The sequence below is a fragment of the Duganella sp. Root1480D1 genome (assembly GCF_001427305.1).
Classification (GTDB): Bacteria; Pseudomonadota; Gammaproteobacteria; order Burkholderiales; family Burkholderiaceae_D; genus Rugamonas.
The window spans coordinates 394,873-410,376 of the sequence record NZ_LMFZ01000034.1 but is presented as its reverse complement, the minus strand read 5'-3'; the positions used below and the strand labels follow the sequence as shown (position 1 = coordinate 410,376).

14 protein-coding genes are annotated in these 15,504 nt (G+C 63.1%); 5 read left to right on the top strand and 9 right to left on the bottom strand.

What is annotated here, in order from left to right; genetic code table 11:
- Genes argF through ASD58_RS22810 form a run of 5 tightly spaced genes read right to left on the bottom strand, consistent with a single transcriptional unit; the run spans window position 1 to window position 6,338 of the window.
- Window positions 1–942: an ornithine carbamoyltransferase gene (gene argF, locus ASD58_RS22830; protein ID WP_057263503.1), complete on the bottom strand. Its 942-nt coding sequence runs from the start codon at window positions 940–942 to the stop codon at window positions 1–3.
- A gap of 45 nt (window positions 943–987) precedes the next feature.
- Window positions 988–3,822: an ATP-binding protein gene (locus ASD58_RS22825; RefSeq protein ID WP_057263502.1), complete on the bottom strand. Its 2,835-nt coding sequence runs from the start codon at window positions 3,820–3,822 to the stop codon at window positions 988–990.
- A 10-nt stretch (window positions 3,823–3,832) separates the two neighbouring features.
- Complete coding sequence (rsgA, locus tag ASD58_RS22820) at window positions 3,833–4,732, bottom strand: ribosome small subunit-dependent GTPase A (protein WP_057263501.1); 900 nt, start codon at window positions 4,730–4,732, stop codon at window positions 3,833–3,835.
- Window positions 4,729–5,070 (bottom strand): 4a-hydroxytetrahydrobiopterin dehydratase, encoded by a 342-nt coding sequence (locus ASD58_RS22815; RefSeq protein WP_057263500.1) that lies wholly within the window; start codon window positions 5,068–5,070, stop codon window positions 4,729–4,731. Before ASD58_RS22815 ends, rsgA begins: the two co-directional genes overlap by 4 nt.
- Window positions 5,067–6,338: a M48 family metallopeptidase gene (locus tag ASD58_RS22810; RefSeq protein WP_057263499.1), complete on the bottom strand. Its 1,272-nt coding sequence runs from the start codon at window positions 6,336–6,338 to the stop codon at window positions 5,067–5,069. Before ASD58_RS22810 ends, ASD58_RS22815 begins: the two co-directional genes overlap by 4 nt.
- A gap of 57 nt (window positions 6,339–6,395) precedes the next feature.
- Between ASD58_RS22810 and orn the strand changes: the two genes are divergently transcribed.
- A complete protein-coding gene (gene orn / locus ASD58_RS22805) occupies window positions 6,396–6,992 on the top strand; it encodes an oligoribonuclease (protein WP_200951655.1) in 597 nt (198 codons plus the stop codon).
- Window positions 6,993–7,010: 18 nt separating this feature from the next.
- Here the strand turns inward: orn and ASD58_RS22800 are convergent, their stop codons facing one another.
- Both ASD58_RS22800 and ASD58_RS22795 read right to left on the bottom strand, forming a co-directional pair.
- Window positions 7,011–7,832, bottom strand: coding sequence for a crotonase/enoyl-CoA hydratase family protein (locus ASD58_RS22800; protein ID WP_229210066.1), 822 nt, complete (start codon window positions 7,830–7,832; stop codon window positions 7,011–7,013).
- A 110-nt stretch (window positions 7,833–7,942) separates the two neighbouring features.
- A complete protein-coding gene (locus tag ASD58_RS22795; protein ID WP_057263497.1) occupies window positions 7,943–8,632 on the bottom strand; it encodes a UPF0149 family protein in 690 nt (229 codons plus the stop codon).
- Between the two features lie 66 nt (window positions 8,633–8,698).
- Here ASD58_RS22795 and ASD58_RS22790 point away from each other — a divergent pair, with 66 nt between their 5' ends.
- Both ASD58_RS22790 and ASD58_RS22785 read left to right on the top strand, forming a co-directional pair.
- A complete protein-coding gene (locus ASD58_RS22790) occupies window positions 8,699–9,676 on the top strand; it encodes a serine/threonine protein kinase (RefSeq protein ID WP_057263496.1) in 978 nt (325 codons plus the stop codon).
- 109 nt (window positions 9,677–9,785) lie between these two features.
- Entirely contained in the window at window positions 9,786–12,074 is a 2,289-nt protein-coding gene (locus tag ASD58_RS22785) for a hypothetical protein (RefSeq protein ID WP_057263495.1), read from the top strand.
- A gap of 106 nt (window positions 12,075–12,180) precedes the next feature.
- Here the strand turns inward: ASD58_RS22785 and ASD58_RS22780 are convergent, their stop codons facing one another.
- Together ASD58_RS22780 and ASD58_RS22775 are read right to left on the bottom strand one after the other, a co-directional pair.
- The gene (locus ASD58_RS22780) at window positions 12,181–12,543 is read right to left on the bottom strand and encodes a hypothetical protein (RefSeq protein ID WP_057263494.1); all 363 of its coding nucleotides are present in this window, start codon (window positions 12,541–12,543) and stop codon (window positions 12,181–12,183) included.
- Window positions 12,540–13,574, bottom strand: a complete 1,035-nt coding sequence (locus tag ASD58_RS22775) for a DUF475 domain-containing protein (RefSeq protein ID WP_057263493.1) — start codon at window positions 13,572–13,574, stop codon at window positions 12,540–12,542. Before ASD58_RS22775 ends, ASD58_RS22780 begins: the two co-directional genes overlap by 4 nt.
- A 67-nt stretch (window positions 13,575–13,641) precedes the next feature.
- Here ASD58_RS22775 and ASD58_RS22770 point away from each other — a divergent pair, with 67 nt between their 5' ends.
- Both ASD58_RS22770 and ASD58_RS22765 read left to right on the top strand, forming a co-directional pair.
- Window positions 13,642–14,064: a divergent PAP2 family protein gene (locus ASD58_RS22770; protein ID WP_057263492.1), complete on the top strand. Its 423-nt coding sequence runs from the start codon at window positions 13,642–13,644 to the stop codon at window positions 14,062–14,064.
- 224 nt (window positions 14,065–14,288) lie between these two features.
- Window positions 14,289–15,473 carry an efflux RND transporter periplasmic adaptor subunit gene (locus ASD58_RS22765; protein ID WP_057263491.1) on the top strand — a complete coding sequence of 395 codons (1,185 nt, stop codon included), beginning with the start codon at window positions 14,289–14,291 and terminating at the stop codon, window positions 15,471–15,473.
- Window positions 15,474–15,504 lie beyond the last annotated feature (31 nt).

Sequence of the window (15,504 nt, the reverse complement as noted above, 5' to 3'; positions counted from 1 at the left end):
TCAGTCAGTTGGGTTTTCGTTGTCGATCTTGCCGAGCAAGAGATATTCGATCAGTGCCTTCTGCACGTGCAGGCGGTTCTCGGCTTCGTCCCAGACCACGGATTGCGGGCCGTCGATGACTTCAGCGGCCACTTCTTCGCCGCGGTGGGCCGGCAGGCAGTGCATGAACAGGGCGTCCGGCTTGGCGCGGGACATCTTGGCCGAATCGACGATCCAGCCGTCGAAGGCCTTCAGGCGGGCTGCGTTTTCTTCTTCGTAGCCCATCGAGGTCCAGACGTCGGTGTTGACCAGGTCCGCGCCTTCGCAGGCGTCGGACGGGTTGGCGAAGAAGGTGTAGCGGTCGGTCGACACCAGCGACATGTCCATGTCGTAGCCGTGCGGCGTCGAGACATTGACGTGGAAGCCGAAGACTTCGGCCGCCTGCAGCCAGGAGTACAGCATATTGTTGGCGTCGCCCACCCAGGCCACCACCTTGCCCTTGATCGAGCCGCGATGCTCGATATAGGTGAAGATATCGGCAAATACCTGGCACGGATGGTGTTCGTTGGTCAGGCCGTTAATCACCGGCACGCGCGAATGGGCAGCGAAACGCTCGATGATGTCCTGGCCGAAGGTGCGCACCATGATGATGTCGCACATGCGGGACATGACCTGGCCCGCGTCTTCCACCGGCTCGCCGCGGCCCAGTTGGGAATCGCGGGTATTCAGGTAGATCGCAGCGCCGCCCAGCTGGTGCATGCCGGCCTCGAAGGACAGGCGGGTACGGGTCGAATTCTTGTCGAACACCATGACCAGGGTACGGTCGACCAGGGGATGGTAAATCTCGTAGGCTTTGAACTTGCGCTTGATTTCCGCCGCGCGGGCGATCACATATTCGTACTCCTCCAGGCTCAGGTCATTGAACTGGAGATAGTGCTTGATGCTGTTAGGTGGTATAGACATCTTTGCTAAGTTTTGCTGCGGTGGACTAAAGATTATACGGGCATTTCAATAAATCGTGGCCGGGCGTTCGGGGTCATGCCTTGGCGCTGATAACGGCAGGTCCAGGGTGAAGGTGGTGCCTGCGTTGCCGCTGTCGACGGCGATCTGGCCGCCCAGCAGGGACGTGACGATGTTGTAACTGATTGATAACCCCAGTCCCGAGCCGCCTTGCCCCAGTTTGGTGGTGAAAAACGGGTCGAAAATGCGCGTCAGGTTCTCCGGCGCGATGCCGCCGCCGTCGTCACTGAATGATATCAGCACGCGGCCTTGCGCCGGCGTCGTGGCCACCAGGCGCAGTTGGCCGCCTTGGCGGCCGTCGAAGGCATGCAGCAGGGCGTTGTTGATCAAATTGGTGATGACCTGGCCGAAGGGGCCTGGATAGCTGTCCAGCATGACCATCTCCGGCACCTCGAACTCCATCGAGTGGCCGTCCTTGCGGATGCGGTTCATTACAGTCGCCACCACCTCGTGCGTCACCTGGTGCAGGTTGAAGATGCGCCGCTGCTCGGTGGTGCGGTCGACCGCCACCTGCTTGAAGCTCGAAACCAGGTCGGCCGCGCTATGCAGCCCGCGCATTACCAGGGTGGACGCCTTGCGCGCATCGTCGATGAAGGTCAGCAGTTCCGACTTGCGCAGGCCACGGCCGTTGATGACCTCTTCCAGCTCGGTGGTTTTCTGTTCCAGCGTGCTGGCAATCAGCAGGCTGTTGCCGATCGGCGTATTCAGTTCATGCGCCACGCCGGCCATCAGCGCGCCGAGGGCGGCCAGCTTTTGCTGCGACACCAGTTGCGACTGCGCTTCCTGCAGCTGCATATAGGCCAGTGCGTTGTCGAGGGCGATGGCGCCGTAGGCGCACAGGGTACGGAAGATCAGGCGCTCCCGTTCACCATAGGCATTGGCATGCATGGCTTGCGCCGTCATCACGCCCAGCGCGCGTTCGCCCACCAGCAGCGGCACATACAATGCGCTGCGGCTGGCTGCCGTGCCGGGCGTGACCAGGCTGTCGCGCTCGGACGGTACCTGGTCGATATAGACCTCGCGCCGCTCGCGCAGGCATTGCGCGGTATAGGCGGTGGGGTGGTCGAGCGGGATCGCGTTGCGGGGCAGGGCTTGTCCGGCTTCCACGCCAAAGGCGCGCTCCAGTTGGCGGCCGGAAGCATCGACCAGGTAGACCGCGAAGGTATTGGCCGACAGCAGGGCGTGGGCATGGCGGTCCAGTGCCTGGAATACGGCGCCGGCATCGAGGTGGGTGGTGATTTCCTGGCCGATGGCGGACAGGCGCTCCAGCAGCTTGCTGGTCTGCTGCAGCACTTCGGCGCGGCGCGCTTCGGACATGGCCAGTTCGCGGTGGTGCAGGCCCTCCGCGCGCGCTTGCTCCGTCTGGTGGTGCACCTGCATGGCGATGGCGCGGCTGGTGGCTTCCAGCGTGTGGGTCTTTTCGCGCGCCGCGCTGGCGGCGGTAGCCATTTCATAGGCCCGGGCAAAATCGCCCAGGCGCGCATATTCGGCACCCAGCGCGTCGTACAGGTCGCCCGGCACCGTGTAGCCCTGGATGGTTTGCGCCGCCTCCAGCGCCTGGTGCAGGTAATGCAGGCGGGCGTTCGGCGCCTGCATGCCGGGCGGCGCCGACAACTGGAGCTGGCCATGGATCAGGGCCAGCACGCGCAGCGCCGCGATATGGTGGAAGGCGTTGTGGTGGCGGGCGGCGCGATCCACCGCCAGCAGCGCCATGTCCAGCGCTTCCAGTGAACGATTGAGGAAGCACAGGGCGTGGGCCTGGCCGCGCAGGGCCACGATCTTGAAGTCGCCCTGTTGCAGCGCTTCGGCGCGTTCCGACAGGCGCTGGAAGGCGTCCAGCGCCTCTCCATAATCTTTTTTGTCCAGGCATAATTCCCCCAGGTGCTGCAAGGCGATGGCGTAGGTTCTGCCATTGGCCTGCGGCGCCAGGATCACCAGCGCTTCGCGCAGCAATTCTTCCGCTGCGTCCAGCCGGCCCAGGCGGCGCACGATGTCCGCCGTGTGCACCAGGCAGGAGCCGATGCTGCGCGGCCAGCCGGTCGGCTTGGTCAGCTCCATGGCGCGTTGCATCCAATCCAGGCCAGAGTGGTGATCGTTCAGTTGCGAGAACTTTTCCGCGATATTGGTGGCGGCGGTGGCGGCAGCGCGGACCTGGCCGGTTTCCAGCGCTGCTTCGTAGCTGCGGATGTAGAAGCCGGCCGAATTGCCGATGTCGCCTGCCTGGCTGGCTGCAATGGCGAAGAAATCGTTGATCCAGCAGTCGACGCTGGGCGGCACGTCCTGGGACAGGTCGAAACGCAGACCCCAGCGCTTGGTGGCGGCGTGCAGGTCGCGCAAGGCTGCCCAGCGCGCCTGGACTGCATCTGCAATGGCGGCACGCTGTTCATCGCCCGCCGCGTGGGCCGCGTTGGCGCAGGCTTCCAGTTCGGCGTCGCGCTGCCCGTGGTTGCCGCGGTCGACCGAGATCCACGCTTTCAGCCAGTGCGCGTCGGCGCGGCCCGTATTGTCTTCCTGCGCTTCGAACACCTGCAATGCGCGCGAAGCCAGGTTGGCGGCGACATCGAGTTCGCCCAGCAGCCAGCGGATTTCACCGTCCACCAGCTGCAGCCGCGCTTCCAGGGAAGCGCGCGCATCGTCCGGCAGGTGGGCCGAGGGCAGCAGGGCAGCCGCTTCGCGCGCCAGCTCCTGCGCACGCTTGCCGTCGCGCTGGCGCAGGTGCCAGGCCAGGGGCAGCAGCACCGGAAGCCGCGCAATGCCACGCAAGGGCAGGAGCTCCAGCTCCCACTGCGCAACGGCATCGTCATCGACAAACAGAAGCTGCATTGGCGTCCCGTCAATAAAGCGTTTGCGAGGACTCGTGCAACAACTGGCCGTAAAGCGTATGCCGCATTTTCGCGATCTTGCCTTCGTTGACCGCCTCCAGCACCGCGCATTGCGGCTCGCTCAGGTGCCGGCAGTTGTAGAAGCGGCAGCTACCAAGATACGGCTGGAAATCGCGGAAGGCGCGCTCCAGCATGCCTTCGCTCAGGTGGTACAGCCCAAACTCCTGGAAGCCCGGCGAATCGATCACGCTCGAATCGGGGCCCACGTGGTACAGGCGGGTAAAGGTGGTGGTGTGCTTGCCGGTATCGAGCGCCTCGCTGATCTCGCGGGTGGCGATATCGGCGTCCGGCACCAGGATGTTGATCAGGGAAGACTTGCCCATGCCGGACTGGCCGATCAGGATCGAGGAATGCCCCTGCAGCAGCGGCGCCAGGGCGGCGTCGGTCTGCTCCGGCTGGCCAGTGGCCGACACTTCGATCACTTCATAGCCCATGGCCGAATACACCTGCAGGCGCTTGCGTGCGTGCTCCAGCATGTCGGTCACGTCGACCTTGTTCAGCAGCAGGCGCACGTGGATGCCGGCCGCCTCCGCCGCCACCAGGGCGCGCGACACCAGGTCGTCCGAGAAGCTTGGTTCGGTCGCAACCACGATGAACAGTTGGTCCACATTGGCGGCCAGCAGCTTGGATTTGTACTGGTCGGAGCGGTACAGCAGCGTCTTGCGCTCCTGGATCTTGTCGATCACCGCCTGGTCGGGCGAGGTCAGGGTCAGGTCGACGAAATCGCCGACCGCCACATTGGTCTTTTTGCCGCGCGTGACGCATTGCAGGCGCTGGCCTTCCGCTTCCGCCAGGTAGTGGCGGCCGTGCGCTGCGATGATGGTGCCGGTGCGTTTGGTTCCCTTGCTCATGCCTGGCCCAGTGCATCGGCCTTGGCGGCGCAAATGAAATCGTTGATCGACAAGCCGTTGACCGAGTGCGTGTCATAGCGCACCTGGCAAGTCTTGTAGCCCACCACCAGCTCGGGATGATGGTCTTCGCGGTGGGAGATGTAGGCCAGCGCATTCACGAAGGCCATGGTCTCGTAGTAGTTGTTGAAGCCGAAGGTGTTCACCAGTTTGCCGCTGGCCATGCTCCAGCCATCCAGCAATTGGCACAGGCGCAGCGCTTCGGCTGCATCCAGGGCTTGCGTCTGGTGGCCGCAGCGCAGGGCACGCAGGTCGGCCGCGGTGTGGATATTTGCAGTCATTGAGATGCCGCCAGGTTGAGTTGACGGATCCGCACGCTGGCGGGTGGATGCGAATCGTAGAAGGCCGAATGCAGCGGGTCGGGCGTCAGGGTTGATGCATTGTCGTCGAACATCTTGACCAGTGCCGAAACCAGGTCGCGCGAATTGGTGTGCTTGACGGCGAATGCATCGGCTTCGAATTCATGCTTGCGCGAGCCGATCGAGAACAGCGGCGCAAACAGGAAGGTGAATATTGGCAAGGTCAGCAAGAACAGCAGCAGCGCCAGCGCGTCGTTGCTTTGGCCCGGCACGATGATGGGGTTGACGCCCAGGCCGGTGTAGAACCAGAGCTGGGTTTTCAGGTAGCCCAGCAAGGCCAGCATCGGCAGCAGCAGCGCCAGCATGATGGCGAGACCCTTGGCCACGTGCTTCAGCTTGAAGTGACCCAATTCATGCGCCAGCACGGCCTCGATTTCCTGCGGCGCCAGGCGCTCGATCAGGGTGTCGTAGAACACGATGCGCTTGGTGCGGCCAAAGCCGGAGAAGTAGGCATTCGACTTGGTGCTGCGCTTGGAGCCATCCATCACGAACAGGCCGCGCGATGCAAACGACACGCGCTGGGCCAGGCCATTGATGCGCGCAGTCAGCGCCTCGTCGGCCAGTGGCGTGAACTTGTTAAACAGGGGCATGATGACTGTGGGCGCAATTGCCTGGATCAGCAGGTTGTAGGCGGCGATGGCGCCCCACGCATACAGCCACCACAGGGTGCCGGCCTTGGCCATCAGTTCCAGCACAATCCAGGCCAGCGGCAGCATCAGCGCCAGGGACAAGCCCAACTCCTTGGCGAAGTCCTGGAAGAACAAGCCCTTGCCCATGCGGTTGAAGCCAAAGCGCTGCTCCAGTACAAACTGGCGGTAGTAACTGAGGGGCAGGTCCAGAATGCTGGTGATCAGCGCGAAGGAGGCCAGCAGGCCAAGCTGGTAGACCATGCCGCCATCGGTCAGCTTGAAAATGGTGACGGACAGCCATTGCAGGCCGCCCAGCAAGGTAAAGCAGACCAGCATGATCGCGCTGAACATGAGGTCAACCAGGCCAAGCTTGGTGCGTGCCACCGTGTATGCCGCAGCCTTCTGGTGTGCCATCAGCGAGATTTTTTCCGCGAAATCAGCGGGAACCGCGTGGCGGTGCTGCAGCACGTGGCGAATTTGGCGCGAGGCCAGCCAGAAGCGCACCAGCAGGGATGATGTTAAAAATGCAATGAACAAAAACGAAAACGCGTGTGAATACATTCTGTGCCTGTGAGAAAATGGCGGATTAACCTGCCTTATATTGTCTTAGAGAGAATTATGTCACAAGCGAACGACACCCCAGCAACCCCAGCAACCCCAGCCACCCCACAACGCCCGAATGAGATGAACCTGGTTTGGGTCGATATGGAGATGACCGGCCTGGAGCCTGAGACCGACCGCATTATCGAAGTGGCAATGGTGGTCACCGACATGCACCTGAACGTGCTGGCCGAAGGCCCGGTGCTGGCGATCCACCAGTCGGACGAAACGCTGGACAAGATGGACGCCTGGAACAAAGGCACCCACGGCCGTTCCGGCCTGATCGACCGCGTGAAAGCGTCGACCGTGAGCGAAGCCCAGGCTGAAGCCGAACTGATTGCCTTCATGCGCCAATGGGTCCCGAACGGCAAATCGCCAATGTGCGGCAATACCATCGGTCAGGACCGCCGCTTCATGGTCAAGTACATGCCGAAGCTGGAGGCCTTCTTCCACTATCGCAATATCGACGTCTCGACCCTGAAAGAACTGGGCCGCCGCTGGAAGCCGGAAATGGTCGCCGGCTTCAAGAAAGCACAAAAGCACACCGCGCTGGCCGACATCGTCGAATCGATCGAAGAACTGAAGTACTACCGCGAAAACTTCATCAAGCTGTAAATACAGCAGAGCCCGTGTCTAGTCCTTGAAGGCCGGGGCGCGTTTGGCCATGCTGGACATCATGGCTTCCTGCAGGTCGGCCGACATCAGCATGGCGGCGTTCCAGGTGGCGTTGTAAGTGAGGCCGTCGGCGATCGAGTGGTCGCGGGCGTAGGTGATCATCTCTTTCACGCCGCGCACGGCCAGCGGGGCCTTGGATGCGATGTCGGCGGCAATCGCGCGGACGCCTTCGCGTAGCGCTTCCGGCGATTCGAACACGCGGTTCACCAGGCGGATTTCTTTGGCTTCGGCGGCGTCAACCTTGCGTGCGGTGTAGGCCAGTTCGCGCGCCATGCCTTCGCCGATCAGGCGCGGCAGGCGCTGCAAGGTGCCCACGTCGGCCGTCATGCCGATATCGATTTCCTTGATCGAGAACCAGGCATCTGCCGAGCAATAGCGCATGTCGGCACAGGTGACCAGGTCGATGCCGCCGCCGACGCAGGCGCCGTGCACCGATGCCAGGACCGGCTTGCGGCAGCGTTCCAGGCTGGTCAGGGTGTCCTGCAGGTCGAGGATGATGCGGCGCAGGGATTCTCGCATGCGGCCATCGCAGTCGTTCCGGATCTGCTGGCCCAGGCCCATCATCATCTGCAGGTCGATCCCCGCCGTGAAGGCCTTGCCTTCGCCTTCCAGCACCGCTACGCGGATCTCGGGCGTATCGTCCACGTAGCGGAATGCGCTGCGGATGTCGTGCCACATGGCCAGGTTCATGGCGTTCATTTTTTCCGGCCGGTTCAGCCGCACGGTGGCGATGTGGGCGTCGACGCTGATGGTGACTGTTTCCAGATCGGGAATGCTCATGGGTCTCTCCTCTATGGTCAGGCTCGCAATTATGGCAGCGGCCTTGCGCCAGGTTTAGAGTAAAGACCTTAAAAAGCCCGCGCTTGGCGGGCTTTCAGGAAGCTTGGCGCTTATTGTTCGGCGCCGTGGCACTTCTTGTACTTCTTGCCGCTGCCGCATGGGCAGTCGTCGTTGCGGCCGACCTTCGGCTCTTCGTGCTTGACGGTGGTCACGCCGGTCTTGCGGCGCGGTACCCACCATTTGTGGATGGCTGGCAGGTTGGCTTCGATATCCAGTGCCAGTTGGTGGGCTTTCACCGGGTCTTCCACTTCCGGCAGTTCTTCCGGCTTGATCTCGTCGGCGCCCAGCAGGTAGATCGGGCGCATCAGCGGCGCCGCTTCGGAATCCCAGATCTCGTCCCAGGAACCTTCGCGCAGTTCCATGCCTTCCCAGAAGCCCCAGCACCAGGCTTCGGCGTTCAGCAGGACCTTGCCTTCGTGCTCGTGCTCGACGAACAGCGGCTCGAACTCTTTCGGCGCCACTTCAAAGGTCACCAGCACTTCGTTCATGAAGCGGGTGATCAGGTTGTAGATGCGCTCTTCCTGCTTGGGATTCTTGAACTTCGGGCCATCCTTGCGGTCTTCGCCCCAGATGCTGGGCAGCCATTCCGCCGGTGTGATCGGCTCCGGGCCGATGGCGATGGCGGTCAGGTAGCCATGCAGGTGGTCCATTGTCATGGAATCCTCCGGGCTCTGGTCGCCCAGCAGGAAGTTGTCGAGTTCGTCGAATTCTTTGTCGGTCAATGGCTGGTCGAGTTGCATGGCTTGGTGCTCAATATATTGGGTCGAAGGGCGACAGTATACGCCCTGGCCCTTACAATAGCGAGAATGACGCACCCATTCTTCGATTTGAGCCCGGACCGGGTACTCGACGCCCTGGCCAGCATCGGCCTGTATGGCGATGGCCGCCTGCTGGCGCTGAATTCCTATGAAAACCGTGTCTACCAGGTGGGCATGGAGGAGGGGCCGCCGCTGGTGGCCAAGTTTTACCGCCCCGGACGCTGGAGCGACGAGCAGATCCTGGAGGAGCATGCCTTCGTGCAGGAGCTTCAGGAACGCGAGGTTCCTGCCGTGCCTGCGCTGGAGCGCGACGGCCGTACCCTGCATGCATTCGAGGGCTTCCGCTTCGCAGTCTTCCCGCGCCATGGCGGGCGGGCACCGGAAATGGACGACCCCAAGGTGCTGGAATGGACCGGCCGCTTTATCGGCCGTATTCACGCGGCCGGCGCGGCGCGTCCGTTTGCCACGCGCCCCACGCTGGATGCAGCTTCCTTCGGCGCAGAGCCGCGCGACTGGCTGCTGGCCAACGACTTCCTGCCGCCGGAACTGGTCACGCCCTGGCGTTCGGTGGTCGACCAGGCCCTGGACGGCGTGCGGCGCTGCTATGAGCGGGCAGGGCAGGTGGAGTTGATCCGCCTGCATGGGGATTGTCATGGCGGCAATGTTTTGTGGACCGATGCCGGCCCGCATTTCGTCGACTTCGACGATGCCCGCATGGGCCCGGCCGTGCAGGACTTATGGATGATGCTGTCCGGCGAGCGCAGCGACATGGTGCGCCAGATGGGCGATATCCTGGCCGGGTACGAGGACATGCGCGAATTCGACCCGCGCGAGCTCTACCTGGTGGAAGCCCTGCGCACGTTGCGCCTTATCCACTACTCGGCCTGGCTGGCGCGGCGTTGGGACGATCCGGCGTTCCCGGTGGCTTTTCCGTGGTTTAATACACAACGATACTGGCAAGATCGTATCCTCGAATTGCGCGAACAGATCGCGCTGATGGACGAGCCTCCCCTCTGGCCGGTTTAACTGGTAAAACGCGAGAATTGGCGGGATTTTCCCGCCTTGCTCGCGAGCTTCGCCCCTGCTGGACTCATCGATAATGGCAACATCACCCTAAAAGCCAAGCGAGATCCTCATGCAAGCACAACTGCCGCCAAACACCGACACCGTCGCCAGCGACCGTGCTGAGCATGAGAAAGCCGAGCTGAAGGCGATCACCGAAGCGATCGCCCGCGTCGAAGCCGAAGCAAAAGCCCAGTGCGCCGCCGAATCGCGCGCCGTGGCCGAAGCCCGCGCCCGCGCCTTGGCTGAAGACCGCGCCGCACTCGAATCGGCAGCCGCTGCAGCGGCAGTCCAGAACGCCGAAGCTGCCGAAGAAGCCATCAAAGTCAACAAGGAGCGCCTGGAAACCCTGCGCGCCGCCGCCTCCGCCAGTGTGGCCCGCCTGGAAGCCGTCAAGCAGGAGACCGCCGAACTGCGCGCCCGCGTCGATGCCGACATCCAGGTGCGCCTGGCCGCCGAACAGCGCGCCAAGGCGGAAGAAGAAGGCCGCCGCCGCGCCGCCGAACAGGTCGCCGAAGAAGCCAAGCTGACCGAGATGGCCAGCAAGGCCGCCGAAGATCTGGCCGTCCAGGCCGAACAAGCCCGTATGCAAGCCGTCGAGCGTGCCGCCGCCGTGCAGGCCGCCCGCGACGAAGTGGTGGGCGTGGCATCCGCCGACGCCCGCATGGCCGCCATCGCCCGTGAGCGCGAGCGCCAGGCCCACGCTGCCCGCATGACCGCCGAACAACTGGCCAACACCGAAGCCGAAGCGCTGGAAGCGACCCGCCAGCGCGAGCGTGCCGACCAGGTAGCGCTGGAAGCGGCCTTCAAGCGCGCCGCCGCCGAAGTGCGCGCGCTGGAAGAAGCCCGCGCCCTGGCCCACCTGGAGCAGGAGCGCGAACAGATCGCCCTGGCCAAGGCGGAATCCGACCGCAGCGCCGCCCAGTCGCTGCACCTGCGCCTGCAGACTGAAAAAGAAATCCGCGACGCCGCCCTGCATCGCGAACGGGTCGAAGCCATGGCTGCCGGCGCCGCCCAGGCGCGCCGCGATGCCGACTTACAGATCATTGCCGCCACCGAGCGCCGCGTCGACTCCGACCGCCAACTGCACGCCATCGCCATGGCGCGCGTGGAAGCCGAGCAGCAAGCCGATTTCGAAACCCGTGCCCGCCTGGAAGCGGAAGCGGTGGCGCTGGAGCAGGCCAAGCTGCGCGAACAGGCCGAGCAGGCTGCCGCCGAGCAGGCCCGCATCGAAGCCGAAGAACACCAGCGCGCAGCCGCCATCGCCGCCGAGCGCAAGGAACTGTCAGCGCGCTCCATCACCGTGGCGGCCGAACAGGCATCCGCCGAAAAGATCGAACGCGATGCCGTGGCTGTCCAAATGGCCGCGGCCGAACATGCCAATGCCCTGGCCCAGGAAAAAGCCGCCGCCGCCGTGCGCCTGGCCGATGCCGAGCGTGCCCGCGCCGAGGCGGAGCAGGCGGCCCTGGATGCCATCAATGCCCGCCTGGCGGAAGCCGAACGTGGCCGTGCTGAAGCCGAACAGGCGGCAATGGCTGCCATGAGCGAGCGCATCGCCGCTGAAGAAGTGGCGACTGCGGCGGCCAAGGCGCGGGTCGATGCCGAACGCGCCGGTGCGGCCGAAGCGCGTCGCAAGGCCGCTGCCGATGCCCGCCTGCAGGTGGCAGCCGAACAGGAAGCCGCCGCCGTGCGCGCAATGGCCGAGCAGGTTGAGTACGACGCGGCGAACAAGGCCGCCGCTGCCGAAGCCGCTGCCGCCCAGGCACGCCTGGCCGGTGAGCTGGTCAAGGCGCAGGCTGAGCGTACCAAGGCCGAGCAGGCCCGCGTTGCGGCGGAGGAGTCGCTGCTCAAGTCCGAACTGGAATTCGTGGCCAAGGAGCGCGATACCCTGGCGCTGATCGACCAGAAACTGGTGCAGCAGCGCGCGGCCAATGCAGCCGAGGTGCGCGCGGCGAAGGCGATCGAGGTGCGCGTGGAGCTGGAGAAGAAGGCGGCCGCTGCGGCCAAGGCGCGCGCGGATGCCGAGGAACAGTTGGTTGAAGTAGCGCGCCAGCGTGAGGCGGCCGAGGTGGCTGCAAATGAGGCGGAGTGGGCCAAGCTGGCGGAGCAGAAGACCCTGGTCGATACCGTTCATGCCCATGCCGAGCTGCAGCGCCGTGTGACCGCGACGACTGCGGCGATGGTGGAGTCGAAGAAGAAGCTGCTGGAGCAGGAGTCGCGCCGCCAGCATGCGGCGCAGAATATGCTGACCGCGATGGAGGATAAGGCGGCGCATCCGGCCGATGAGCATTCTGAAACCATGGCGCGCGATGTGATTGGGCGCCTGAAGGATACTGCCGGCGCCGTGTGGCGCGGCCGCTAAAACCGGTAAACCGGTGTCTGACCCGCAGGGTCAGACACCCGGCCCGCGGCCGCCGCGAGATAGTGTCAGACCCTGCGGGTCTGACACTGGTTTACCGGTTTGGTGGTTACGGCTGAACGCTCACCGACTCAACAAAGTACTGGGTATCGCCAAAGCACGAAGTCGGCACCCCCTTATGCTGCGCATAATGCAGCACCACCCGCTTGCCCGCCGCCGCGCCGATCTGTGCCGCCACCGCATCGTCCCGCACGGTAAATTCAAACTTTTCCGGAATCGCGCCCGGCATGGAAGTCAGCAGGATCTCTCCCTCCCAGGTCTTGCAAATCCACCCGCGCTTGGAAAACTTCTGCAGGTAGCCGGCGCGTTCACCTTCCGAATACGAATAGCTCAACGCCATCCACACATACGCTGCAAACAGCAGCGCCACGGCGGCCAGCAGGCCGCCAACAATCACCAACACACGGCTCATTCAGACTCCACGGGATTTGATTTCTTATATTTGAGGGAAGACCACAGCGAAACACCGATGAACGCCACCCCGGACAGGCCGGTGAACCACTCCGGAATGTGATACTTCACGCTGGCGAACATGATCAGGGCCAGGATGCCGATCGCATAGTGCGCGCCGTGTTCGAGGTAAATGAACTCGTCCAGGGTGCCCTTGTGCACCAGGTAGACCGTCAGCGAACGCACGTACATGGCGCCAATCGCCAGGCCCAGCATGATGATCACCACGTCGCTGGTGATGGCAAAGGCGCCGATCACGCCGTCGAAGGAGAAGGAAGCATCCAGCACTTCCAGGTAGAGGAAGCCGCCGATCGAGCCGCCGGCTACCGCCTTGCCGACTTCGCCGTGGCCTTCTTCTTCCAGCAGGCTGCTGATCCAGCCCACGCCCACGTAAATCGCGGTGCCGATCACGCCGGAATAGAGCACGGTATAGCGCTTGGTCTCCGGCACCATCTGCACGCACAGCACCACAGCCACCAGGGTCAGCAGCACGGCCAGGCTCTCGGTGCCGTACTTGCCTACTTTTTCCTCAAACCAGTGAATCCAGTGCACGTCCTTTTCTTCGTCGAACAGGAAATTCAGGAAAACCAGCAGCAGGAAGGCGCCGCCGAAGGCTGCCACTTCCTCATGCACGCCCAGCAGGTGGCGCGAATACTCTTCCGGCGTCTTGAGCGCCATATCCCACACCGACAGCATGTCCAGCCCGGTCGCTGCCGCCACAATCGCCAGCGGGAAGATCAGACGCATGCCGAACACGGCCACCAGGATACCGACCGTCAGGAACAGCTTCTGCCAGAATGCATTCCAGTTCTTGAGCACCGAGGCGTTGACCACGGCATTGTCAAACGAGAGGGAGACTTCCATCACCCCCAGGACACCGGTAATCCACAGCGCGGTAATTGCGGCGGACATGCCGCCATGGTTATAGCCCCACCAGCCGGCCAGCCCCATCAGAACGATGGTGACAATAAAAGAAATCCTGAAATGCTTCATTTTTGCTTGCTATTAATATTGTTAGTGCGCCGATTATAATGGGGGATTGCACCTTAGGACGCTATAAATGGATCTCGCTTACCTGCTGACGCCTGTTTTGACCTGGATTACTGTCGGTCCGATCAAATTCCTGATTAACAGTATCAAAGCCCGCAAATGGGCATTCAACCTGGTCGGGAATGGCGGTTTCCCATCCAACCACAGCGCCGTGGTCTCCAGCATGGCGACCCTGATCGCCCTGCGCGAAGGCATCGGCCACCCGGCTTTCGGCGTGGCGGTCGCGCTGTGCTTCATCGTGATCATCGATGCCAACAGCCTGCGCCAGCACGTCGGCCGTCAGGCAGCTGCCATCAACCGCCTGGCCAAGGATGCCACGGACCACAAATGGCTGCGCGAACGGATGGGCCATACCGTGATTGAGATCAGCGGCGGCCTGGCCACCGGTATTGCGATGGGCCACATCATTTTTGCCCTGTTCCCCCGCGTTTAATCCCCTCCAAATCCATCCGGATTGCTACACTAATGTAATAATCCGGATCAGCCGTTCAGTCTTCATTTTTGCGGTTCATCCGCGAATCCTGCAGTCCAGCCCTAAAAACCCGCAGTCTGGCCCGCGGTGAATTGACACTCTCCCTCTGTAAAAGGATACTTTTGCACGCTGCAGAAGTATGCATTCAATATTCAAATAAGCCGTCCACCAAACTGGAGATTCACATGTTGCGTAAAACCCTATTAGCTCTCGCCGTTGCATCCGCGCTGGTCGCTTGCGGCAAGTCCGACAAGGCGCCTGAAGCCGGCAAGGCCAGCGCTTCGGCGACTGCCGACGCGAAAGGCAAGGGCGATGACAAGAAGCTTGCAACGCTGCAGGTTGCATCTGAAGATCTGGTGACGGTGGAAAGCAATGCCCTGTCGTCCGGCCCGGTGGTCACCGGCTCCATCCAGCCTGAGCGCAAGGCCGACCTGCGCGCCGAAGTTGGCGCCGTCGTCATGCAAGTGCTGAAAGAGAACGGCGAGCCGGTGAAAAAAGGCGACCTGCTGGTGCGCCTGGACGACACCTCCTTGCGCGACGCGCTGAACTCGGCCCAGGAGGCGGTGCGCGCCTCGACCCAGTCGATGGACCAGGCCGAACGCGTGCTGGCCCGCCAGAAGACCCTGAAAGCCTCCGGTATGGTGTCCTCCCAGGTGCTGGAAGACGCGGAAGTGCGCCGTAACAATGCCCAATCCGACCTGTCGGCCGCCAAGGCCCGCCTGGTCGCCGCCAACCAGCAACTGACCCGCACCCTGGTGCGCGCGCCGTTCGACGGCATCGTCTCCGAGCGTAAAGTCTCGGCCGGCGACACCGCGCAAATCGGCAAGGAACTGGTGAAAGTGGTCGACCCGGCTTCGATGCGCTTTGAGGGCCGCGTCTCGGCCGACTCGGTAGGCGTGGTGAAAGCAGGGCAGGGCGTGGTGTTCGCCATCAACGGCTACCCGGGCCAGAATTTCCTGGGCAAGGTCAAGCGCGTCGACCCGGCTGCCAACCCTGTCACCCGCCAGGTGGAAGTGCTGGTCGATTTCGCCGACAAGAACCTGCCGCGCGTTGCCGGCCTGTTTGCCGAAGGCCGCATCGAAGCGGAAACCACGTCGGCCCTGATGGTGCCGGAATCGGCCCTGGTCAAGCAAGGCGACACTACCTATGTCTGGAAGATCAAGGACAAGGCCCTGGCCAAAGCCACGCTCCAGATGGGCGCCCGCGATGCGCGCAGCGGCAACTGGCAGGTGCAGACCGGCCTGTCCAAGGGCGACATCGTGATGCGCACCCCGGCCTCCGGTTTCCGCGACGGCCAGAAAGTCGACCTGCAGATCAACAAGGCAGTCGCTTCCGCCTCGGTGCCGGCCGATGCCGTCAAAGGCAACTAAAAGAAACATAGCAATCCAGGGCAACCGGGGA

Coding starts and splice junctions, on each gene's coding strand:
- ASD58_RS22795 (WP_057263497.1), bottom strand. CDS start 8,632: ATGCAACTCGACCAGCCATTGACCGACAAAGAATTCGACGAACTCGAC.
- rsgA (WP_057263501.1), bottom strand. CDS start 4,732: ATGAGCAAGGGAACCAAACGCACCGGCACCATCATCGCAGCGCACGGC.
- ASD58_RS22770 (WP_057263492.1), top strand. CDS start 13,642: ATGGATCTCGCTTACCTGCTGACGCCTGTTTTGACCTGGATTACTGTC.
- ASD58_RS22785 (WP_057263495.1), top strand. CDS start 9,786: ATGCAAGCACAACTGCCGCCAAACACCGACACCGTCGCCAGCGACCGT.
- ASD58_RS22775 (WP_057263493.1), bottom strand. CDS start 13,574: ATGAAGCATTTCAGGATTTCTTTTATTGTCACCATCGTTCTGATGGGG.
- ASD58_RS22790 (WP_057263496.1), top strand. CDS start 8,699: ATGACGCACCCATTCTTCGATTTGAGCCCGGACCGGGTACTCGACGCC.
- ASD58_RS22825 (WP_057263502.1), bottom strand. CDS start 3,822: ATGCAGCTTCTGTTTGTCGATGACGATGCCGTTGCGCAGTGGGAGCTG.
- ASD58_RS22800 (WP_229210066.1), bottom strand. CDS start 7,832: ATGAGCATTCCCGATCTGGAAACAGTCACCATCAGCGTCGACGCCCAC.
- ASD58_RS22780 (WP_057263494.1), bottom strand. CDS start 12,543: ATGAGCCGTGTGTTGGTGATTGTTGGCGGCCTGCTGGCCGCCGTGGCG.
- ASD58_RS22810 (WP_057263499.1), bottom strand. CDS start 6,338: ATGTATTCACACGCGTTTTCGTTTTTGTTCATTGCATTTTTAACATCA.
- argF (WP_057263503.1), bottom strand. CDS start 942: ATGTCTATACCACCTAACAGCATCAAGCACTATCTCCAGTTCAATGAC.
- ASD58_RS22765 (WP_057263491.1), top strand. CDS start 14,289: ATGTTGCGTAAAACCCTATTAGCTCTCGCCGTTGCATCCGCGCTGGTC.
- orn (WP_200951655.1), top strand. CDS start 6,396: ATGTCACAAGCGAACGACACCCCAGCAACCCCAGCAACCCCAGCCACC.
- ASD58_RS22815 (WP_057263500.1), bottom strand. CDS start 5,070: ATGACTGCAAATATCCACACCGCGGCCGACCTGCGTGCCCTGCGCTGC.